Genomic DNA, 20682 nt, shown 5'->3' with positions numbered 1-20682 from the left:
AAGCTTCGTCCGGTTCACTAATGTTGCGCTGCAACCCGCGCTCCGGTGAACCATGTCCGACGCTCCCAAGACCTCCGGCATGACCCGGCTGAGGAACTATTTCCTCACGGGCTTCATCGTCTGCGCGCCCTTGGCGATCACCGCCTACATTGCCTGGTCGTTCATCGGCTGGGTCGATTCCTGGGTGAAGCCTTATATTCCGGCCCGCTACAGCCCTGACACCTACCTGTCGTTTCCGGTGCCGGGGTTCGGACTGATCGTGGCGCTTATCCTGATCACGCTGATCGGTTTCCTGACGGCAAACATCGTCGGCCGCGCCATCGTCAATTTCGGCGAGCGCCTGCTTGGCCGCATGCCGCTGGTGCGCGGCATCTACGGCTCGCTGAAACAGATTTTCGAGACCGTGCTGTCGAACAAGGGTGACATGTTCCGCCAGGTCGGGCTGGTCGAATATCCGCGCAAGGGCGTGTGGTCGCTGGTGTTCGTCGCCAGTGAAAAGGAAACCGAGATCAACCAGAAGCTCGACCAGGAAGGCGATCCGCTGATCGCCGTATTCATGCCGTGCACGCCAAACCCGACCACGGGCTTCCTGATGTATGTGCCGAAGTCGGACATCGTGCCGCTCGACATGACGATCGAGGATGGCGCCAAGCTGATCGTCTCCGCCGGTCTGGTGGCGCCCGAAGTAAAGCAAATGGTTGTCGTGAATGGCGAGCCGATCGAAGGGATGCTCGCCAACCCTTCGGTTGCCGCCCTGGCTCAGCCGGCGCGCAGAAGCCGCACGGCTTCGTCGCGACCGAACAAGTAAAGCAGCAGGCGCAACGCCTCACCACGCTGCGATTGCAGCTCCGGATCGCGTGACAGGATCAGCCTGGCATCGTCGCGGGCGGCCTCCAGAAGGTCGGCATGCGCCTCGATGCGAGCCACCTGGAAGCCCGGCGTGCCCGACTGGCGGGTGCCCAGCAATTCGCCTTCGCCGCGCAGCTTCAGGTCCTCCTCGGCGATCAGGAACCCATCCTCGGTCTCGCGCATCACCGACAGCCGGCGTTTTGCGGTCTCGCCGAGCGGGTCCTTGTAGAGCAGCACGCATGAGGAGGGCTTGTCACCGCGTCCGACCCGGCCGCGCAGCTGGTGCAACTGGGCCAGGCCGAAGCGCTCTGCATGCTCGATGACCATGACGGTGGCGTCCGGCACATCGACGCCGACCTCGATGACGGTGGTGGCGATCAGGATGCGTGTCTCGCCCTGCTTGAAGGCGCGCATCGCCTCGTCCTTCTCGGCACCCTTCATGCGGCCGTGAACGAGACCGATGCGATCGCCGAACAATGGTTTCAGCGAGGCGAAGCGGTCTTCGGCCGACATCAGTTTGATCTCTTCGGATTCCTCGACCAGCGGACAGATCCAGTAGATCTTCTGGCCGCCGGCGACGGCGTCCACCATGCGGGCGACCAGTTCGTCGAGCCGCTCGAGCGGCAGCGTAACGGTACGGATCGGCTGGCGGCCGGCCGGTTTTTCCGTCAGTTTCGACACGTCCATGTCACCGAAAGCGGTCAGCACCAGGGTGCGCGGGATAGGAGTGGCCGTCATCACCAACATGTCTGGCGCGTCGCCCTTGGCGGTGATGGCAAGCCGCTGATGGACGCCGAAACGATGCTGCTCGTCGATGACGGCGAAGACGAGGTCTTTGAAGGTGACGGTCTCCTGGAACAGCGCGTGGGTGCCGACGACGATGTCGATCTCGCCGGTTGCCAGGCCGACCAGCGTATCCGCGCGTTCGCGGCCCTTCTCGCGACCGGTGAGGATGGCGATGCGAAGCCCTACCTTGGCGGCAAGCGGCGTGATGGTCGCAAGATGCTGGCGCGCCAGGATTTCGGTCGGTGCCATCAAGGCTGCCTGGCCGCCGGCCTCGACGGCACGCGCCATGGCCAGCAGCGCGACGACAGTCTTGCCGGAACCGACATCGCCCTGCAGAAGCCGCAGCATGCGCTCTGGGTCGGCGAGGTCGGCATTGATTTCGGCCAGCGCAAACTCCTGGCTTGATGTCAGCGAATAGGACAGTGCGGCCCGCAGTTTTTCGACGATGCGGCCGTCGCCGACCAGGGGTCGCCCGGACAGCCTGCGGACTTTCGCTCGCACCAGCGCCAGCGAGACCTGGCCCGCCAGCAACTCGTCATAGGCGAGCCGCCGCCAGGCGGCACCATCGATGGAGACGTCAATCGGGTCGGCCGGATTGTGGATGCGGGCAAGCGCATCGCCAAAGGCCGCAAAGGTGTGCCGCCGCATGAAGGCGCCGTCCTGCCATTCGGGAAATTCAGGCACGCGCGTCAGCGCCTGGCCGATCGCCCGGCGCAGCACCTTGCCCGAGAGCCCGGCTGTCAGAGGATAGACCGGTTCGACCAGCGGCAGGTTTTCCGCTTCGCTGGCCAGCGCAATATGGTCGGGGTGGACCATGCTCGGGCGGCCGTTGAACCATTCCATGCGGCCCGAGACCACGACATGCTCGCCCTCGGGCATCGCCTTTTCGAGATAGGAGGCGTGAGCATGGAAGAAGGTCAGCGCGATCTCTCCGGTATCGTCATGGGCGAAGACCCGGTAGGGCACCGACCTGTTGCCACGCGGTGGCGGCTGGTGGCGGTCGATGCGCACATCGAGCGTGACGATCTGGCCTTCCGCGGATCCCGCGATACCAGGCCGACTGCGCCGGTCGATGACGGTGTGCGGCAGCACGAACAGAAGATCGCCGGCACGCGCCGCGCGGTCGCCGAGATCGGCCGGAACAACCTTCTCGATCAGCGCGCCGACTTTCGGTCCGACGCCTGCAAGCGACGTAATCGGGACAAACAAGGGATCGAGGATGGTCGGGCGCATGATGTCAGCTTATGTTGCGACGGCGGCAGCGCAAGGCTGACAGCCCCTTCTATCCACGCTATATGCGCCGCAGCAAGCAAGGATGCGGTACGATGACCGGAACGACGAGATCAAGCGAGGGGCTGGACGTGCGCCGCCGCAAGCTTCTGTTTCGCTCCTGGCATCGCGGCATGCGCGAGATGGACCTGATCCTCGGCACTTTCGCCGACGCTGAGATCGGCGTCTTGACCAACGAGGAAATCGACCAATATGAGAGGCTCCTCGACATTCCCGATACCGAATTCCTGCCCATGGTCACCGGCGAACGCCCGGTTCCGGCCGATATCGATTGTGCCGTCCTGCGAAAGATCCTGGCTTTCCGCCGCTCTCTGACATTCTGAACACAAGCAATTCCAGGAAAAGTAACGAAGCGGTTTTCCGTTCGGAATTGCGATGAAACAAGACCGTGATTTCATGAGCCTCATTCCCACCATCGGTCTGCCGAAAGGCCGCGCCGGTCAGTTCATCGTCGATGGCGTCGCCGACGGCTACGAAGCCTTTGCGCTGGTGCAGGCGGCGCTCGAGATCGCGCCCGACAAGCCGGTTCTGTTCGTCGCGCGCGACGGTCAGCGCCTGCCGGCGATCATCGAGGCATTGTCCTTCGCGGCCCCCGGCCTGCCGGTGCTGGAACTGCCGGCCTGGGATTGCTTGCCCTACGACCGCGTCTCGCCCGGCTCCGATGCGGCCGCCAAGCGCCTCGATGCGCTGACCGCCATGATCGCTCTGGCGAAGAAGCCGCACCGCGCCGTCATCCTCACCACCGCCAATGCGCTGCTGCAGCGCATTCCGCCGTCCGAGTTGGTCGAGGCGCAGACTTTTCATGCCAGGCCCGGCAACCAGATCGACATGAACGCACTGGTCTCGCGGCTGGAAACGTCCGGTTTCGAGCGTGTGCCGACAGTGCGCGGCATCGGCGAGTTCGCGGTGCGCGGCGGCATTCTCGACCTGTTCGCCCCCGGCTGGACCGAGGCGCTCAGGCTCGATTTCTTCGGCGACACGCTGGAATCGATCCGTGTGTTCGACGCCGCCACGCAGCGCACCACCGGTCAACGCAAGTCGATGGCGCTGCAAGCGATGAGCGAAGTGGCGCTGACGCCGGAAACCATCAGCCGCTTCCGCCGCTCCTATATCGAAGCCTTCGGCGCACCGCAGCGCGACGACGGGCTCTATGCGGCGGTCAGCGAAGGGCGTCGCTTCGCTGGCATGGAGCACTGGCTGCCGTTCTTTTACGAACGGCTGGAGACGGTGTTCGACTATCTGCCTGACACGCCCGTCATCTTCGACCATCTGGCGCATGAGGCGCTGGCCGAGCGCCACACGCTGATCCTCGATCACTACGAGGCGCGCAGGAAGCAGGCCGATGGCGCGCTGAAGGATGCGGTGCCCTATAAGCCAGTCGCGCCGGACCTGCTCTATCTCTCCCCGGAAAACCTGATCACCTCGCTCGGGCCGCGCGAAGCGATCGACTTTACGCCATTCGACGCGCCCGACATTGGCGCCAAGAAGGTCTATCACGCCGGTTCGCGCCACGGCCGCAGCTTCGTCGAGGAGCGCGCCGATCCGAACGCCAACGTGTTCGATGTCGTCGTCAAACACATCGCCGATGAGCGCGCGGCGCGCCGCCGCGTCGTCATCGCCGGCTGGACCGAAGGCTCGCTCGACCGGCTTGGCCAGATCCTCGCCGAACACCATCTCGGCAACCTCAAGCAGGTCGTGACGCTGGCGGAAGCCGAAAAGCTCGAGCCGGGGCAGGCGGCCCTGGCCGTGCTGCCGCTCGAATCCGGCTTCGAGACCGAAAAACTGGTCGTCGTCGCCGAACAGGACATTTTGGGCGACCGGCTGATCCGGCGCTCGAAACGCAAGAAACGTCCCTCGGATTTCATTGCCGAGGCCTCGGCGCTGTCGGCCGGCGACATTGTCGTCCATGCCGACCACGGCATTGGCCGTTTCATTGGCCTGCGCACCATCGAAGCGGTCGGCGCGCCGCATGACTGCCTGGAAATCCACTATGCCGGCGACGACCGGCTGTTCCTGCCGGTGGAAAACATCGAACTCCTGTCGCGCTACGGTTCTGACACGGCCGAGGCGACGCTGGACAAGCTTGGCGGCGGCGCCTGGCAGTCGCGCAAAGCGCGGCTGAGGAAGCGCCTGCTCGACATGGCCGGTCAGTTGATCCGCATCGCCGCCGAGCGGCAGATGCGCTCGGCGCCGCCACTGGTGCCGGCAGAAGGCCTCTATGGCGAGTTCGCCGCCCGCTTTCCCTATGAAGAGACCGACGACCAACAGACGGCCATCGATTCGGTGCGCGACGATCTTGCTGCCGGCAAGCCGATGGACCGGCTGATCTGCGGCGATGTCGGTTTCGGCAAGACCGAAGTGGCGCTGCGTGCCGCCTTCATCGCGGCGATGGAAGGTTTTCAGGTGGCGGTGGTGGTGCCGACGACATTGCTGTCACGCCAGCATTTCAAGACGTTTTCGCAGCGGTTTTCCGGCCTGCCGATCCGCGTCGCCCAGGCGTCGCGGCTGGTCGGCGCCAAGGAACTGGCCGAGACCAAGAAAGGCATCGCCGAAGGCCAGGTCGACATCGTCATCGGCACGCACGCGCTGCTCGGTTCCGCGATCTCGTTCAAGAACCTTGGTCTGCTGATCATCGACGAAGAGCAGCATTTTGGCGTCAAGCACAAGGAACGGCTGAAGGACCTGAAGACCGACGTGCACGTGCTGACGCTGTCGGCGACGCCGATCCCGCGAACGCTGCAACTGGCGTTGACCGGGGTGCGCGAGCTGTCGCTGATCGCCACGCCGCCGGTCGATCGGATGGCGGTGCGCACCTTCATATCGCCCTTCGATCCGCTGGTGATCCGCGAGACGCTGCTGCGCGAACGCTATCGCGGTGGCCATTCCTTCTATGTGGTGCCGCGCATAAGCGATCTCTCGGAAATACATGATTTCCTGAAGGAATCCGTGCCGGAGTTGAAGGTGGCGGTGGCTCATGGCCAGATGCCGCCGGGCGAACTCGACGACATCATGAATGCCTTTTATGACGGCCAGTACGACGTGCTGTTGTCGACCACCATCGTCGAATCCGGCCTTGATATTCCGACCGCCAACACGCTGATCATCCACCGCGCCGACATGTTCGGCCTGTCGCAGCTCTACCAATTGCGCGGCCGCGTCGGCCGTTCGAAGGTGCGGGCCTACGCGCTGTTCACGCTGCCGGCCAACCGCAAGCTGACCGACACCGCCGAGCGGAGGCTCAAGGTGCTGCAATCGCTCGACACTCTGGGCGCCGGCTTCCAACTGGCCAGCCACGACCTCGATATCAGAGGCGCCGGCAATCTTCTCGGCGAGGAGCAGTCCGGACACATCAAGGAGGTCGGCTTCGAACTCTACCAGCAGATGCTGGAAGAAGCCGTCGCCGAGGTGAAGGATTCGGGCGAGGTGCAGGATGGCGGCTGGTCGCCGCAGATTGCCGTCGGCACGGCGGTGATGATCCCGGAAAGCTATGTTCCGGACCTGCAGCTCCGGCTGGCGCTTTATCGCCGTCTCGGCGATCTCGAAAACACCGAGGAAATCGACGCTTTCGGCGCCGAGCTGATCGACCGCTTCGGCCCGCTGCCGGAGGAGGTGAAGCATCTGTTGAAGATCGTCTTCATCAAGGCGCTCTGCCGCAAGGCCAATGTCGAAAAACTCGACGCCGGGCCGAAGGGCGTCGTCATCCATTTCCGCAAGCGCGAATTCTCCAACCCGGTCGGGCTGGTCAAGTTCATTGGCGAACAGGGATCGTTGGCCAAGATCCGGCCGGACCACAGTGTCGTCTTCGTGCGCGACTGGCCGACAGCCGAGAAGAGGCTGGCGGGCTCGGCGGTCGTCATGACGCAGTTGGCACGGCTGGTGGAGAAGGCGGCGTAGCTAGCCTCGGACCATTCGCCAGCGCTGAAATTCCGGTCTAGAATAGGAAATTGGCTTCGTGTATGGAGCCGCGATCCCCAATTGGGGCCGGGAATGGCGGAGTATAGGCCGCTGGAAAGAGCGTTGGGTGCAGCGATGACGAAATGGTCGCCGAATTCGTGGAGAGCAAAGCCGATCAAGCAGGTTCCTGCTTATCCGGACCTTGCAGCGCTGAAGAACACGGAGGCCCAGCTCGCAACCTTTCCGCCGCTGGTTTTTGCCGGTGAGGCGCGCAAGCTCAAGAAGCAGCTCGCTTCGGTCGCTGCCGGTGACGCATTCCTCCTTCAGGGGGGCGATTGCGCCGAGAGCTTCGCCGAGCATGGCGCAGACAACATCCGCGACTTCTTCCGCGTCTTCCTGCAGATGTCGGTGGTGCTGACCTTCGCCGGCGCGCAGCCGGTGGTCAAGGTCGGCCGCGTTGCCGGCCAGTTCGCCAAGCCGCGCTCGTCCGACAACGAGACCAAGGGCGAGGTGACGTTGCCCAGCTATCGCGGCGACATCATCAACGGCATCGAATTCGACCCGAAGTCGCGCATTCCGGATCCCGCTCGCCAGGAGATGGCGTACCGCCAGTCGGCGGCGACGCTCAACCTTCTGCGCGCCTTCGCGCAAGGCGGCTATGCCAGCCTGGAGAATGTGCACCGCTGGATGCTCGGCTTCGTGTCCGACAGCCCGCAGGGCGAGAAATACGAGTCGCTCGCCAACCGCATCACCGAGACGATGGACTTCATGAAGGCCGTCGGCATCACTTCGGAAACCAACTACGCGCTGCGCGAGACCGATTTCTATACCAGCCATGAGGCGCTGCTGCTCGGCTACGAGGAGGCGCTGACGCGTGTCGATTCGACCTCCGGCGACTGGTACGCTACCTCGGGCCATATGATCTGGATCGGCGACCGCACCCGCCAGCCGGACCATGCGCATGTCGAATATTGCCGCGGCATCAAGAACCCGCTCGGCCTGAAATGCGGTCCGTCGCTGACGCCGGACGGCTTGCTGGAGCTGATCGACTTGCTCAACCCCGAAAATGAACCCGGCCGGCTGACGCTGATTGCACGTTTCGGCTCCGACAAGGTCGCCGACCATCTGCCGAAGCTGGTTCGCGCGGTGCAGAAGGAAGGCCGCTCCGTGGTGTGGTCGTCGGACCCGATGCACGGCAACACGATCGAGGCCGCCGGCTACAAGACGCGGCCGTTCGACCGCATCCTGAAGGAGGTTCAGACCTTCTTCGAAGTGCACCGCGCCGAAGGCACGCATCCGGGCGGCATCCATGTCGAGATGACCGGTAAGAACGTCACCGAATGCACCGGTGGCGCGCGCGCCATCACCGCCGAGGAGTTGCAGGACCGCTACCACACCCATTGCGACCCGCGCCTCAACGCCGACCAGGCGATCGAACTGGCGTTCCTGGTGTCAGACCTGCTCAAGAAGAGCCACCCGGTGCAGCACAAGCAGGTTGCGAACGGTTAAGCTCGATTTCGGCCTGAACGGCTGACGGAAAAAGCGCTGGAGAAATCCGGCGCTTTTCTTTTGGTTGGTTCAGTGCCCGCGTTCCCAGCGCAGGCCGGCGAGTCTGGGGTCAGCAAACGCCGCCCTTGAAAACTCGATGCGCTTTTCCGGAAACTCGCAGATCGCCTGCACGCCGAACGCACCAAGCCGGATGCGCCAGGTCCGCGGCTCCATTCTCCACGCCAGTACATGTCGCATTTGCTTGCGTGCGTGCGCCGCAAAGCTGGAATCCTGAAGGCGATGCCAGGCACTTTTCTTTCAAGGAGGATCGACGTGAGTGGTGGTCACCAGGGATCGTGTCTGTGTGGAGCCGTCCGCTTCAGAACGAACGGAGCGTTGCGTGGCGTCGTCTATTGTCATTGCTCGCAATGCCGCAAGCAGAGCGGACATTTCTATGCCGCGACCAATGTTGCCAATGTCGACATCGTGATCGATGGCGTGGAAAGTATCACCTGGTACGAAGCCTCTACCTTCGCCAGGCGTGGGTTCTGCAAGGCATGCGGGTCGGTGCTGTTCTGGAAGCCGCGAGACCAGGACTACGTTTCAGTCATGGCGGGATCGTTCGACAAGCCGACAGGTCTTGAGGGGGAATGCCATATCTTCGTTGGTGACAAGGGCGACTATTATTCGATCGACGACGGGCTGCCGCAGTTTGAAAAGTCGACACCGTCCATACCGGTTGCTGAATGAATCTTGGACAAGTCACCTTATTCCATTGATCTGGCCAGCCATTGCATTATCCCGTGCCGGTGATTCGCAAAGGGGTTTGGCATGCAGCGGCTGATCGACGCTTATTTCAATTCGGTGCGGGCGTTTCGCAAGCTGGCCGCCAGCGAGAAGGCTTTCCAGCAGGAGCTGATGCTGCTGGCGCTGGCACTGCCGCTCGGCTGGTTCGTTTCGATCTCGTGGCGCGGTTATGCCTTGCTGATCGGCGCGGTGCTGCTCTTGATCATGGTCGAGGTGCTTAACACCGGCATCGAGGCGGCATGCGACGCTTTCAGCCGCGAGTTCAATGTCGACATCCAGTTGGCCAAGGATTGCGGTTCGCTGGCGGTGCTGATTTCGGTGCTCATCGTCGCCGGTGTCTGGGGCATCGCCATTATCGAGCGGATCACTGGGCTACCGATCTAGCCTTTCGATGCCTATATGGCAGTCACCAAAGGAGACTGTCATGGCCGGGGCCGCCAATTTTCTGCTTCTCGAACGCGTGGGCCTGCCAGACGATCTGCGCTGGCTCGTCGAAAAATACCCGCGTGAAAACTGGCAGGACCATGCCAACGTCCACGGCATCGCCAATATGTGGCTGCAGCGGCACGACATGTTCCGCGAACTTGGCGGCATGCTGGCCAACGGCATTGACGACTTCCGTGAGGGACGGCTGACGGCGCCTGATTTCGCGCGCTGGTTCGCGCCGCGCCTCAATCATTTTCTTGGGCATCTCGACGGTCACCACAATGTCGAGGATTATCAATATTTCCCGATCTTCGCCAAGGCCGAGCCCCGTTTGAAGCGCGGCTTCGAGATTCTCGATGCCGACCACCACACCATCCATGAAGGGCTGGAGCGCAATGCCGAGGCGGCCAATGCCTTCATTAAGACGCTTCAGGAGAGCGAGGACAGACAGCGCTTTGCAGCCGACGCCTATGCCGACGAAAACAGCCGGCTGATCGCCATGCTGACAAGACATCTTGCCGACGAGGAAGACCTGATCGTCCCGCTTATCCTCGATCGGGGGGATCAGGCGCTCGGCGTGGATTGACGATCAGCCTTCCCTGGCGCGTTCCCTCCTGGCGATGTGACGGGCGACGAGCCATGCCACAACGGCCACGGTCAGGCCGATGCCAAGACCGATCAGCAACCGTTCGTGATGCATCAGCGCCTGGCCGATGAAGTGCTCTGCGCCAAGTCCAAAGACATAACCGATCGTACCGAACAGCACCGCCCAGACCGCCGATGAAAGCGCGTTGAGGATGACGAAGCGCGGCGCTGTGATATTGGAGAGCCCGGCTGCAATGCCGCCGACGAGACGCATGCCGTAGATATAGCGGTTCGACAGCACGAAAATGTCGGGATGGGTGTTGAGCAGGCGAAAGGCGCGGCGAAAGCCGGGCCGCTTGCGCAATCTGACGACATAGGGATGGTCGGCAAAGCTTCGTCCGAGGATGAAGAAGAAAGTGTCGCCGACAAAGGCGCCGAGGCCGGCCGCAAGGACGGCGTGCCACAGCACGAAGACCTGCTGGTGGGCGAAGAAGCCGCCGAGAATGGCAGCACTTTCGCCCTCCGCGATGCAACCGACAAAGACCGCGAGCAGCCCGTATTGTTCGATGAAATGGTGGATCGCGTCGGTCATGAAGCCGACTGCTGCGAAGACAGCCTTTCGTCGATCCGCTTGATCATCTCGGTCAGTTGCACGATCTCGTCGCGCATGCCGAGAATCTGGCCGTGGCGCAGTTCATCCAGCTTTTCATGCAGCGCCATGATCTCGATCTCGGCTTTCAGGTTGACCTCGTAATCGTGGGCGGCGTCGATGCGGTCGCGTTCGGTCTGGCGGTTCTGCGCCATCATGATCACAGGCGCCTGCAAGGCGGCTACCATCGACAAAACGAGATTGAGGAAGATGAACGGGTAGGGATCGAAGGCGTCACGCGACAGCAGCCAGACATTGCCCGCCGTCCATAAGACCAGAAAGGCGATGAAGGTCAGGATGAAGGACCATGACCCGCCGATGCGGGCGATCGTATCGGCAAGCCGGTCGCCGAAGGTCTGGTGGAAGGCAACGGCCTTGTTGGTGTCGCGCGAGATGGTGGTGCGTTCGAGCGTCGATTGCAGCACCCGGCTTTCGAGCTGGCTGAGGCCGTCCGGCCGCCGCTTGAGCCAGCGGTTCGCCAGATCGTCGATCGTCTTGTTCATGGCCATCTCCAGGGTCTTAGGCTTGCCGTAAGAGGTAGAGGCTGCCGGCTCACACGGGAAGTGTTAGATTGATTCCAGTTGCCGAGGGACCAATGGCCGATTTCAAGAAAATTCGCGCTCGCGCCGCAAAACGTAAGGGCGGCGAAGAGGAACTGACGTCGCTGCTTGGTCCGGCGCCTGACAATGCCGCCGTGGCTGACATCCCCGATGACCGCATTCTCTCCATTATGGCTGAGCGCGTCTTCGCCGCCGGTTTCGTCTGGCGCGTCATCGAGCAGAAATGGCCTGGCTTCGAGGAGGCGTTTCTGCGCTTCGAGCCGAAGCGGCTGTTGTTCCAGCCCGATGATTTCTGGCACGATCTGACGGCCGACCAGCGCATCGTACGCAACCCGCAGAAGATCAGATCCGTTCGCGACAATGCTGCCTTTGTCGAGCGTGTGTCGAAGGAATATGGCGGTTTCGGCAAATTCCTTGCGGAATGGCCTGATGATGACCAGGTCGGGCTGATGGCCTGGCTCGGCAAGCATGGCAGCCGGCTGGGCGGCAACACGGGCCAGTATTTCCTGCGCTGGCTGGGGTGGGATGCGTTCGTCATCTCGGGCGATATGGCCGCGGCGTTGCGCGACGCCGGCCTCGACATCGCCGAAAGCCCGACTTCGAAGAAGGACCTGGACAAGATCCAGAGGCAAATCAATCAATGGGCAGCGGAGACGCATCTGCCGCGCCGCCATATTTCACGCATCCTGGCGATGTCGATCGGCGAGAACCATTCGCCGCAAGCGCTGCGCGAATATATGGGCGACGACTGAAACGTGGTCGCTTGCCACGATCGGCATTCGTCGATCGGTCAACACGATCGAATCGATCGGTCCGGACACGAATGACATTCGTCATTTGCTCCGAATTGGTCCAAACGAACGCCATTGCCCGAGCAATTTTGCCGCGCTAAGTCAGCAGGCATGACCAAGAAGCTCGACATCCTGCGCATCGCCGTCGCCCAGCTCAATCCGACTGTCGGCGACATATCAGGCAATCTCGCCAAAGCCCGCGAGGCGAGGGCGGATGCCGCACGTCAGGGCGCCGATCTCGTGCTCTATACCGAGCTTTTCCTCGCCGGCTACCCGCCGGAGGATCTGGTGCTGAAGCCGGCCTTTTTGAAAGCCTGCGAAAAGGCGGCACAGGACTTTGCCGCCGACACCGCGGATGGCGGTCCCGGCGTCATCATCGGCACGCCGTTGAAGCGCAAGAGCGGCACGCACAATTCGATCATCTTCGCCGACGGCGGCAAGATCATCGCCGAACGCTACAAGCTCGATCTGCCGAACTACGGCGAGTTCGACGAGAAGCGCGTCTTCCAGGCCGGACCCGAGATCCAGGGGCCGGTCAATTTCCGCGGCGTGCGCATCGGAATTCCGATCTGCGAGGACATCTGGGGCGATGTCGATATCTGCGAGACGCTGGCCGAAAGCGGGGCGGAAATCCTGCTGGTGCCGAACGGCTCACCCTATTATCGCGCCAAGATCGATGTCCGCCACCAGGTCGTCATCCGCCAGGTCATCGAATGCGGGCTGCCGATGATCTATGCCAACCAGCTCGGCGGCCAGGACGAGCTGATCTTCGACGGCGCTTCGTTTGCCATTGGCGCCGACAAGACGCTTGCCTTCCAGATGAGCCAGTTCGAGGAAGCGGTCGACGTCACCACCTGGAAGAGACAAGGCGATCACTGGGTCTGCTCGGAAGGGCCGATGTCGAAAATCCCGGACCGGGAGGAGGCTGACTATCGCGCCTGCATGCTGGGCCTGCGCGACTACGTCAACAAGAACGGCTTCAAGAACGTCGTGCTTGGTCTGTCCGGCGGCATCGATTCGGCGATCTGCGCGGCGCTGGCCGTCGATGCGCTCGGCGAGGAACGGCTGCGCGCGGTGATGATGCCCTACCGCTATACCTCGAAGGATTCGCTCAAAGATGCCGAGGATTGCGCCCGCGCTCTCGGCTGCCGCTATGACATCGTGCCCATCTTCGAGCCGGTCGAGGGCTTCCTGCACGCGCTGACGCAGATGTTCGAAGGCACCAAGGAAGGTATCACCGAGGAGAATTTGCAGAGCCGCGCACGCGGCACCATCCTGATGGCGATCTCCAACAAGTTCGGCTCAATGGTCGTCACCACCGGCAACAAGAGCGAGATGTCGGTCGGTTATGCCACGCTCTATGGCGACATGAATGGCGGCTTCAATCCGATCAAGGACCTCTACAAGATGCAGGTCTACGCGCTGTCGCGCTGGCGCAACAGCCACGTGCCGCCGGGTGCGCTGGGCCCCTCGGGCGAGGTGATCCCGAAGAACATCATCGACAAGGCACCGTCGGCGGAATTGCGCGAGAACCAGACCGATCAGGATTCGCTGCCGCCCTATCCGGTGCTGGACGATATCCTCGAATGCCTGGTCGAGAATGAGATGGGTGTCGACGACATCGTAGCGCGCGGCCATGACCGGGCGACGGTGACGCGCATCGAGCACCTGCTCTACATCGCAGAATACAAGCGACGGCAGGCGGCGCCAGGCGTGAAGATCACGAAAAAGAATTTTGGCCGCGACCGCCGCTACCCCATCACCAATCGTTTCAGGGATCGCAGCTAGGTACCGAAAGCGCACGCGGCGCGGCCGGAGACAACCATGCCCGATTGTGAGATCAGCTTCGACATGTCACGGATCGATTTCCGTGCGACATCGGACCTGTTGATGGCAAGCTATTGGGGCGCCGGACGCACTGACGAAGTCCATCGCCGCGCCTTTGCCAACTCGCTTTGCGTCGGCGCCTATGTCGATGGCAGGCAAGTCGGCTTCGGCCGGGCGATCACCGACCGCACCGTATTCGCCTATCTCGCCGATATCATCATCTGGCCGGAGAATCGCGGGCAGGGCATAGGAAGCCGGCTCGTCCAGGCCCTGATCGATCATCCGGAGGTCAGGACCGTTTTCCATTGGAGCCTGTCGACCAGCGATGCCCATGGCATGTATGAAAAGCTCGGGTTCAAGCCATCGACCGATGGCCGCTACATGCGCTTGGATCGCGTTCCTGAATGAGGCGCGGCTTGCCCGCCATTGTTGCAAAATAATCGCAGTGGTTGGACCAGATACGCTTTTGGCGTCAGCCCGTCTTGGCGGTGCATCGGAGCGTCTCTATAAGAACCGCTCCGCAATTGTCTTGCGGGAGGTCCGAATGGCAGTATTTCACATGGTAATGCGAGGCCGCGAAGCCTAGGTCTCATCCGGCGCTCCGCGAAGGTTTGCCCTTCGTGCCGATGCCGGATCGAGCACAGGCTTATGCCGATGCCGATCGCCGCCCGGTTATGGGCGATACGCCAAATATGCCACTCCGCTTCCGGGCAATCATTGGCCCTTGCGCGGCTTCTTCAATTTTCGACCTACTGGGATCGGGCTCGTTTGTGCCCGAATGACATCATGGCTCGTTTCAAGATCGATTTGCGCGCGAGCGCCTTTCGCAGCGTTCTTGGCTTCACGCTTACCCATTGGCGGCGCCAGCCGTGGCGGCTTTCGCTCATCATGGCCAGCTTCCTGCTGTCGACGCTGGCCGATGTGCTGACGCCGCTCTATTCCGGCCGGCTGGTCGACGCCGTCGCCAGCAGCGCCGCCGCCGACGCGATTGCCTGGAATGCCGCGCTGACGGCGTTCTCGATGTTGATGGCGCTGGCGCTGGCCGGCGTCGTGTTGCGCAACCTGGCGTTCATGGGCATCGTCGAGCTGACCTTGAAGATGATGGCCGACATCGCCGCCGATGCTTTCCATCGCGTTCAGCGCTTTTCCACCGATTGGCATGCCAACAGCTTTGCCGGCTCGACCGTCCGCAAGGTGACGCGCGGCATGTGGGCGCTCGACCTGCTCAACGACACCATCCTCATCGCACTGCTGCCGTCGGTCGTCATGCTGGTCGGGTCGACGTTGCTGCTCGGCTGGTTCTGGCCGTTGATGGGTGCGGTCGTTGCTGCCGGTTCGGTGCTGTTCATCACGGTGACGGCGCTGCTGTCACTTGGCTATGTCGCGCCGGCGGCAAGGCTCGCCAACACCTGGGATACCCGCCTCGGCGGCTCGCTGGCCGACGCGGTCAGCTGCAACGCCGTGGTCAAGGGCTTTGGCGCCGAGGAGCGCGAAGAACGCCGCCTGGCCAAGGTCGTCGCCAAATGGCGTGCGCGTACACGGCGCACCTGGGTGCGCGGCACCATCAACGGCACCACGCAAGGGGTGCTGCTGCTGGTCATGCGCGCTGCGGTGATCGGCCTGGCGCTGATGCTGTGGTCGTGGGGGCAGGCGAGCGCCGGCGACGTTGCGTTCGTGCTGACCTCGCTCTTTGTGCTGCAGGGCTATCTCAGGGACATCGGCACGCATATCCGCAACCTGCAGCGCTCCATCAACGATATGGAAGAGCTGGTCGATTTCCAGTCCGAACCGCTCGGCATCGAGGACCGGCCAGGTGCCAAGCCGATCCGGATCACCGAAGGACGGATCAGCTTCGACAACGTCACCTTTCACTATGGCCATCACCGATCCGCGCTTTACCGCGACTTTTCGGTCGATATCGCGCCGGGTGAGCGCGTCGGGCTGGTCGGCCATTCGGGGTCGGGCAAGACGACCTTCGTCAAGCTTATCCAGCGGCTCTATGACGTGAACGCGGGGAAAATCCTGGTCGACAGTCAGGACATCTCGCAGGTGGCGCAAGCCTCGCTGCGCGGGCAGATCGCCATCGTTCAGCAGGAGCCGATCCTGTTCCACCGGTCGCTGGCCGAAAACATCGCCTATGCCAGGCCGAGTGCGTCGCAGGAGGAGATCGAGCATGCCGCCAAGCTGGCGAGTGCGCATGACTTCATCACCAACCTGCCAAAGGGCTACGGTACACTGGTCGGCGAACGCGGCGTGAAACTGTCGGGTGGCGAGCGTCAGCGCGTGGCGATCGCGCGCGCCTTCCTTGCCGATGCGCGCATCCTGATCCTCGACGAGGCGACATCGAGCCTCGATTCGGAATCGGAGGTGCTGATCCAGCAGGCGATGGAGCGGCTGATGGTCGGCCGCACCACGCTGGTCATCGCGCACCGGCTTTCGACAGTGCGGGCGCTCGACAGGCTGCTGGTCTTCGATCGCGGCAACATCGTCGAGGAAGGCTCGCATGACGAACTGATCCGGCTGAAAGGCGGCATCTACCGTCGCCTGTTCGAACGCCAGGCGCTCGAACTGACCAAGGGACTTGTCAGCTGACCTGAGGCGGCCTCCAGCTTCGGCCGGAGGCCGCCTCTGTCAGGCACGGTCAGCCCAGCGGGCTGGAGCAGGAGATGCGATCGCAGGGAGGCAGTCGACCCGTCGATCAGCGCCGTGATGCTGGCCGACTTGATTTGCCTGTGAAGTCCTGTCCGGATAGTAAGTCTTGGGACCTCTGTTCATCATATTGACCGAGATACGTTGTTTCTACCAATGGTTGATATATATCCGATGGAGGCAACCCACGGACGTTTTTCACGATGCATCTTTCTGCGAATGCCGAGGAAAAGTTGGCTGCGCCGTCAGTGCTGGAATCTCAGCATGGCTCGGTTCGGCCGCTTGCTGCCGAAGATCTCGAGCGCGTCGCCGCACTCTTCCTGACGAAGTTTCGCCGGCGGCGCCGTCACCTCCTCGATCGCGCGATCGCCGAAACGGCCGCGTATATGAGAGAGATTTATCTCGACCCTGCCGGCCACTCCGGTGAAAGCAACGCTCTTGTCCAGATCAACCGGCAGGGCCGCCTGGGTGGGTTCCTCGGCGTTTTGAAAGCCCGCTACGAGCTCAATGGTGCGCCATTGAATGCGGCGATCATCGGGCCGCTCATGGCCGACCCCGGCACCGATGACGGCTCGGCCGGACCGCAATTGCTGCGGGCATTGCATCAAGGCGAATTCGATCTGCAGCTGACCGATTCGGCCAACCGGACATCCTTAGCCTTCGCGCGCCCGATGAAGTATCAACTCCTGCCGGTGCATTGTCTGGGATGGACATATGTCTTCCGGCCGGCGGGAATGGCCGCCGCCGCACTGCACCGTAAATGGCCCGGCCTGCCTCACCTTGTACTCGACCCCTTTGCGCGAGCATTCGATGCTCTTGCGAAAAGAAGGTTCGAGCCCCCCGTCCAGCATTCATCGTCGCATCGCACCCACCGTGAGCCGATCAATGCCGTGCAATTTGCCGAGGAACTGCCGACCCTCCTGTCTGGTTACGCTCTTCGGCCGAGTTGGAAGGATGGGGAGTTGCCACGGCTGCTTGCGCTGGCGGCCGAGAAGCGGGCCGACGGCCCCCTTCATTTCGGTGGGATCTACGACGAAACGGGCAAAATGCTCGGTTGTTATGCCTTCTATGGTCAAGCCGGCGACATGGCGAACCTGTTGCAAATCCAGGCATTCGGATCGCATTGGGGCGCGACGCTGGATGCGCTTGTCGCCGCCGCATGGGAGATGGGCTGCGTGGGCATCACCGGGCAGACGCAGACCAGATTCATATCCCAACTCTTTGGCTACAAGAATGTCTTCTTCCGCTATGCCGGGGGAACGATGGTCCGCTCGCGGATCGCCGAGGTCACGGAAGCGGTCCGCTCCGGCGACATCTTTATCGGTGGATTGGTGGGCGACCGCTGGACCCGCCTCAGTTCCGATGATTTCGGCCGCTGATCGCCTTCAACCGGTGGTCGGCCCCAGCGGCTGGCAGCGCTCGGTTACAAAGGCCGCCTGCGGACTGGGTGCCTCCTGAGGCGTCCAACGCCCGGTCTTTTCATTCCAGCCGCCATGTTCTATGTCTGCCGGGCAGCGCGGGGGCGCGTCTTGTCAATCGTAAAAGCATCCGGTACGCCCCGCTCATGACAGTTACCGTTCGTTTCGCCCCTTCGCCGACCGGCCGCATCCATATCGGCAATGCGCGCACGGCTCTGTTCAACTGGCTGTTCGCCGTGAACAACAAGGGTCGCTTCATCCAGCGCTTCGACGACACCGACATTGCGCGCTCGAAGCAGGAGTTTTCCGACGCCATCCTCTACGACCTGCATTGGTTGGGCATTTTTCCCGACGCCACCGAGTACCAGTCGCGGCGCTTCGAAGTCTATGACGCGGCGGTCGAGAGGCTGAAGGCGGCAGGCGTTCTCTATGCCTGCTACGAAACGCCGGAGGAGCTGGATCTCAGGCGCAAGGTGCGCCGCACGCGCGGTCTGCCGCCGGTCTATGGCCGCGAGGCGTTGACCCTGACGCACGAACAGATCGCCGAATACCAGACCGATGGCCGCCGGCCGCACTGGCGTTTTCTCCTGCCCAATTTCTCAGGCGATCCACAACAGCCGGAACGCACTGAAATCCACTGGAACGACTTGGTGCGCGGTGAGGAAACCGTCGATCTGGCCTCGCTTTCCGATCCGGTCCTGGTGCGCGAGGACGGCACCTATCTCTATACGCTGCCTTCCGTGGTCGACGACATCGAGATGGGCGTCAGCCATGTCATCCGCGGCGACGACCATGTCACCAACACCGGCGTGCAGATCGCCCTGTTCCAGGCACTGGCTGCCACGCCGCCAGTGTTCGGCCACCACAATCTCCTGACCACCGCATCGGGCGAGGGCTTGTCGAAGCGCACCGGCGCGCTCTCCATCGAAAGCCTGCGCGAGGACGGGATCGAGCCGATGGCCGTCGCATCATTGGCGGTCCTGGTAGGCACTTCGGAGAATGTCGCGGCGATGCCGACGATGGGCGAACTCGCCGAACGCTTCGATCCGGCGGCGACATCGAAATCCGCGGCCAAGTTCGATCCGGACGAGCTGTTCGTGCTCAACCGGTCGCTGCTGCACCACATGCCGTTCGCCGAGGCACAAGACCGTCTCATCGTGCTCGGCGTCTCCGGCGAGCAGGCCGAACCGTTCTGGCTGGCGGTGCGCGGCAATCTCGACAGGCTGGCCGATGCGGTCAACTGGTGGCGCATCCTGCGCGAAGGACCGCAGGAGAAGCCGCAATTTTCCGATGACGACCGCGACTTTCTCCGACAGGCGTTCGACCTGCTGCCGGAGGAACCCTGGACCGCGACGATCTGGAAGGACTGGACGGGCAAGATCAGGGAAGCGACCGGCCGCAAGGGCAAGGCGTTGTTCATGCCACTCAGGACAGCCCTTACCGGACTGCCTTCGGGGCCGGAGCTTGCAGATCTATTGCCGCTGATGGGTCGGGAAGGAACGTTGGCCCGACGACCCTGACCTTGCGCTGTTCCGGCGGCAGCGCGGACACGGGCGACGTCACCGGCCTCGCGGAAAGCCGCTTGATCGCCTCGCGGTCGAGCCCACCTTCCAGATTGGCCAGCGTTTCGGGATCGGCGCCCGGATCAGGTTTTGCAACCGGGACTGGAATGAATGATGACGCGTCTGTCTCTGGCTGCGATTGCACCGGATTCGGCGGATTGCCGGCGATGATCTGGAAACCCTGCGCAGCGGCGTTGCAGCCGCAAGCCGGCGGCCGCGACACGCCGGGCCGCTTGTAGAGATAGGCGGTCGGCAATTCGCTGTAAGGCCGGCCGGTGACAGATGACGTCATCGACGCCGAATCGTCGTCCATGCCGCGCGAATAGAAAACCTGCATCTCGGTGCCGGGGCAGCTCGATTCGCAATTCTTCTGGTCGCGTTCGAAATCGCCTGCCGAGGCCGAGTTCGACATAGGGAAAAAGTAGCCGTCGCAGGTGCGCACACAGGACGTGTGGAATTCGCCACCGACGCTCGGAAAATCCGGTACGCCGGGCTGGTTGAGCACACGGCGGACATTGCGCTCCTCGCTGGGATCGTCGGGCTGGTTGGGTTCATCAAGCATATCGAGCTGCTTGCTGTTGCCGCCGAAGAGCTGATCGAACAGGTTTGCGCTGCCGCCGTCGCGGTTCGCTTCCTGCAAAGGCGCACGCCGAGGCGCAACGGTGTCGTCGCGGCAGCCATTGGCGTCGAGCGCCGCCAGGATGCGTCCGCGATCGCGGCGAGAGCCACCGCCAGCCAGCCGCTCGCGCTTGTTTTGCAAGGCGTCGAGATTGGCATTCATGCGGTCGATGGTGGCGTTGAGCCCGGCGCATTGATTGAGGTTGCGGCCAAACAGCGAAAAACCGCACCCGGCCTGGCTCGCCTGGCTGCGAGCCTTCGAAATCTGCTCATGCTGCCTGGCAATCGCGGAATCGTATTTCCGGACTAGCGCCGGACCGCCACCGCCGCCGCGCGAGGACGCGGCAAGATCGGCTTCCAACTGGCGGCAGACCCGCGAAGCAGCCTGTGGCTCGGCTACTCCCCAGGTTGCGGACAACAGCAGGCCAAGCAGCACGACAGCATGCGCCTGCTTCCACCCTCCGCTTGCCATCCGCCCAAACT

General features: G+C 62.7%; 18 protein-coding genes. 13 read left to right on the top strand and 5 right to left on the bottom strand.

Going from position 1 to position 20682, the window contains the following annotated elements; translation table 11 throughout:
• Positions 1-52 precede the first annotated feature (52 nt).
• The gene (locus tag EOC83_RS07140) at positions 53-808 is read left to right on the top strand and encodes a DUF502 domain-containing protein (RefSeq protein ID WP_024503567.1); all 756 of its coding nucleotides are present in this window, start codon (positions 53-55) and stop codon (positions 806-808) included.
• Here the strand turns inward: EOC83_RS07140 and recG are convergent.
• Positions 760-2868 (bottom strand): ATP-dependent DNA helicase RecG, encoded by a 2109-nt coding sequence (gene recG / locus EOC83_RS07135; protein ID WP_024503566.1) that lies wholly within the window; start codon positions 2866-2868, stop codon positions 760-762. The two genes, EOC83_RS07140 and recG, sit on opposite strands and share 49 nt — an antisense overlap.
• Positions 2869-2960: 92 nt before the next feature.
• Here recG and EOC83_RS07130 point away from each other — a divergent pair, with 92 nt between their 5' ends.
• The 3 genes from EOC83_RS07130 (at position 2961) to EOC83_RS07120 (ending at position 8328) form a co-directional block, all read left to right on the top strand.
• Entirely contained in the window at positions 2961-3248 is a 288-nt protein-coding gene (locus EOC83_RS07130; RefSeq protein ID WP_013531907.1) for a succinate dehydrogenase assembly factor 2, read from the top strand.
• 73 nt (positions 3249-3321) lie between these two features.
• Positions 3322-6819: a transcription-repair coupling factor gene (gene mfd / locus EOC83_RS07125; protein WP_013531906.1), complete on the top strand. Its 3498-nt coding sequence runs from the start codon at positions 3322-3324 to the stop codon at positions 6817-6819.
• A 135-nt stretch (positions 6820-6954) separates the two neighbouring features.
• On the top strand, positions 6955-8328 hold the full coding sequence (locus EOC83_RS07120) for a 3-deoxy-7-phosphoheptulonate synthase class II (protein ID WP_013531905.1): 1374 nt from the start codon (positions 6955-6957) through the stop codon (positions 8326-8328).
• A gap of 69 nt (positions 8329-8397) precedes the next feature.
• Here the strand turns inward: EOC83_RS07120 and EOC83_RS07115 are convergent, their stop codons facing one another.
• Positions 8398-8541 carry a hypothetical protein gene (locus tag EOC83_RS07115; protein ID WP_335918377.1) on the bottom strand — a complete coding sequence of 48 codons (144 nt, stop codon included), beginning with the start codon at positions 8539-8541 and terminating at the stop codon, positions 8398-8400.
• 99 nt (positions 8542-8640) lie between these two features.
• On the opposite strand from EOC83_RS07115, the gene EOC83_RS07110 reads away from it, so the two are divergent.
• The 3 genes from EOC83_RS07110 (at position 8641) to EOC83_RS07100 (ending at position 10126) form a co-directional block, all read left to right on the top strand.
• The gene (locus tag EOC83_RS07110; protein ID WP_013531901.1) at positions 8641-9057 is read left to right on the top strand and encodes a GFA family protein; all 417 of its coding nucleotides are present in this window, start codon (positions 8641-8643) and stop codon (positions 9055-9057) included.
• 81 nt (positions 9058-9138) lie between these two features.
• Positions 9139-9498, top strand: coding sequence for a diacylglycerol kinase (locus EOC83_RS07105; RefSeq protein ID WP_024503562.1), 360 nt, complete (start codon positions 9139-9141; stop codon positions 9496-9498).
• 40 nt (positions 9499-9538) lie between these two features.
• Positions 9539-10126 (top strand): hemerythrin domain-containing protein, encoded by a 588-nt coding sequence (locus EOC83_RS07100; protein ID WP_063167905.1) that lies wholly within the window; start codon positions 9539-9541, stop codon positions 10124-10126.
• Between the two features lie 3 nt (positions 10127-10129).
• Here the strand turns inward: EOC83_RS07100 and EOC83_RS07095 are convergent, their stop codons facing one another.
• Both EOC83_RS07095 and EOC83_RS07090 read right to left on the bottom strand, forming a co-directional pair.
• Entirely contained in the window at positions 10130-10717 is a 588-nt protein-coding gene (locus tag EOC83_RS07095) for a DedA family protein (RefSeq protein ID WP_024503560.1), read from the bottom strand.
• Positions 10714-11277, bottom strand: a complete 564-nt coding sequence (locus tag EOC83_RS07090) for a DUF1003 domain-containing protein (RefSeq protein WP_024503559.1) — start codon at positions 11275-11277, stop codon at positions 10714-10716. Before EOC83_RS07090 ends, EOC83_RS07095 begins: the two co-directional genes overlap by 4 nt.
• A gap of 92 nt (positions 11278-11369) precedes the next feature.
• Between EOC83_RS07090 and EOC83_RS07085 the strand changes: the two genes are divergently transcribed.
• The 6 genes from EOC83_RS07085 (at position 11370) to gltX (ending at position 19539) form a co-directional block, all read left to right on the top strand.
• Entirely contained in the window at positions 11370-12086 is a 717-nt protein-coding gene (locus EOC83_RS07085; RefSeq protein ID WP_063167906.1) for a DNA-3-methyladenine glycosylase I, read from the top strand.
• A gap of 150 nt (positions 12087-12236) precedes the next feature.
• Positions 12237-13913 carry an NAD+ synthase gene (locus tag EOC83_RS07080; protein ID WP_013531895.1) on the top strand — a complete coding sequence of 559 codons (1677 nt, stop codon included), beginning with the start codon at positions 12237-12239 and terminating at the stop codon, positions 13911-13913.
• 36 nt (positions 13914-13949) lie between these two features.
• On the top strand, positions 13950-14360 hold the full coding sequence (locus EOC83_RS07075) for a GNAT family N-acetyltransferase (protein WP_063167907.1): 411 nt from the start codon (positions 13950-13952) through the stop codon (positions 14358-14360).
• Between the two features lie 378 nt (positions 14361-14738).
• Positions 14739-16544, top strand: coding sequence for an ABC transporter ATP-binding protein (locus tag EOC83_RS07070; protein WP_063170224.1), 1806 nt, complete (start codon positions 14739-14741; stop codon positions 16542-16544).
• A 260-nt stretch (positions 16545-16804) separates the two neighbouring features.
• A complete protein-coding gene (locus EOC83_RS07065) occupies positions 16805-17980 on the top strand; it encodes a hypothetical protein (RefSeq protein WP_013531893.1) in 1176 nt (391 codons plus the stop codon).
• Between the two features lie 185 nt (positions 17981-18165).
• A complete protein-coding gene (gltX, locus tag EOC83_RS07060) occupies positions 18166-19539 on the top strand; it encodes a glutamate--tRNA ligase (RefSeq protein ID WP_063167908.1) in 1374 nt (457 codons plus the stop codon).
• Here gltX and EOC83_RS07055 read toward each other — a convergent pair.
• The gene (locus EOC83_RS07055; protein ID WP_063167909.1) at positions 19457-20671 is read right to left on the bottom strand and encodes a DUF2865 domain-containing protein; all 1215 of its coding nucleotides are present in this window, start codon (positions 20669-20671) and stop codon (positions 19457-19459) included. The two genes, gltX and EOC83_RS07055, sit on opposite strands and share 83 nt — an antisense overlap.
• Positions 20672-20682 lie beyond the last annotated feature (11 nt).

The sequence above is a fragment of the Mesorhizobium sp. Primo-A genome (assembly GCF_003997175.1).
In the GTDB taxonomy this organism is placed as follows: Bacteria; Pseudomonadota; Alphaproteobacteria; order Rhizobiales; family Rhizobiaceae; genus Mesorhizobium; species Mesorhizobium ciceri.
The sequence above is the reverse complement of the archived record's forward strand: the minus strand, read 5'-3'. Positions and strand labels throughout refer to the sequence as shown.

What these genes read in the sequence shown, in the direction of transcription:
- EOC83_RS07070 (WP_063170224.1), top strand. Translation starts at nt 14,739, where the DNA reads ATGGCTCGTTTCAAGATCGATTTGCGCGCGAGCGCCTTTCGCAGCGTT.
- recG (WP_024503566.1), bottom strand. Translation starts at nt 2,868, where the DNA reads ATGCGCCCGACCATCCTCGATCCCTTGTTTGTCCCGATTACGTCGCTT.
- EOC83_RS07075 (WP_063167907.1), top strand. Translation starts at nt 13,950, where the DNA reads ATGCCCGATTGTGAGATCAGCTTCGACATGTCACGGATCGATTTCCGT.
- EOC83_RS07055 (WP_063167909.1), bottom strand. Translation starts at nt 20,671, where the DNA reads ATGGCAAGCGGAGGGTGGAAGCAGGCGCATGCTGTCGTGCTGCTTGGC.
- EOC83_RS07085 (WP_063167906.1), top strand. Translation starts at nt 11,370, where the DNA reads ATGGCCGATTTCAAGAAAATTCGCGCTCGCGCCGCAAAACGTAAGGGC.
- EOC83_RS07095 (WP_024503560.1), bottom strand. Translation starts at nt 10,717, where the DNA reads ATGACCGACGCGATCCACCATTTCATCGAACAATACGGGCTGCTCGCG.
- gltX (WP_063167908.1), top strand. Translation starts at nt 18,166, where the DNA reads ATGACAGTTACCGTTCGTTTCGCCCCTTCGCCGACCGGCCGCATCCAT.
- EOC83_RS07115 (WP_335918377.1), bottom strand. Translation starts at nt 8,541, where the DNA reads ATGGAGCCGCGGACCTGGCGCATCCGGCTTGGTGCGTTCGGCGTGCAG.
- mfd (WP_013531906.1), top strand. Translation starts at nt 3,322, where the DNA reads ATGAGCCTCATTCCCACCATCGGTCTGCCGAAAGGCCGCGCCGGTCAG.
- EOC83_RS07100 (WP_063167905.1), top strand. Translation starts at nt 9,539, where the DNA reads ATGGCCGGGGCCGCCAATTTTCTGCTTCTCGAACGCGTGGGCCTGCCA.
- EOC83_RS07105 (WP_024503562.1), top strand. Translation starts at nt 9,139, where the DNA reads ATGCAGCGGCTGATCGACGCTTATTTCAATTCGGTGCGGGCGTTTCGC.
- EOC83_RS07130 (WP_013531907.1), top strand. Translation starts at nt 2,961, where the DNA reads ATGACCGGAACGACGAGATCAAGCGAGGGGCTGGACGTGCGCCGCCGC.
- EOC83_RS07120 (WP_013531905.1), top strand. Translation starts at nt 6,955, where the DNA reads ATGACGAAATGGTCGCCGAATTCGTGGAGAGCAAAGCCGATCAAGCAG.
- EOC83_RS07065 (WP_013531893.1), top strand. Translation starts at nt 16,805, where the DNA reads ATGCATCTTTCTGCGAATGCCGAGGAAAAGTTGGCTGCGCCGTCAGTG.
- EOC83_RS07140 (WP_024503567.1), top strand. Translation starts at nt 53, where the DNA reads ATGTCCGACGCTCCCAAGACCTCCGGCATGACCCGGCTGAGGAACTAT.
- EOC83_RS07090 (WP_024503559.1), bottom strand. Translation starts at nt 11,277, where the DNA reads ATGAACAAGACGATCGACGATCTGGCGAACCGCTGGCTCAAGCGGCGG.
- EOC83_RS07080 (WP_013531895.1), top strand. Translation starts at nt 12,237, where the DNA reads ATGACCAAGAAGCTCGACATCCTGCGCATCGCCGTCGCCCAGCTCAAT.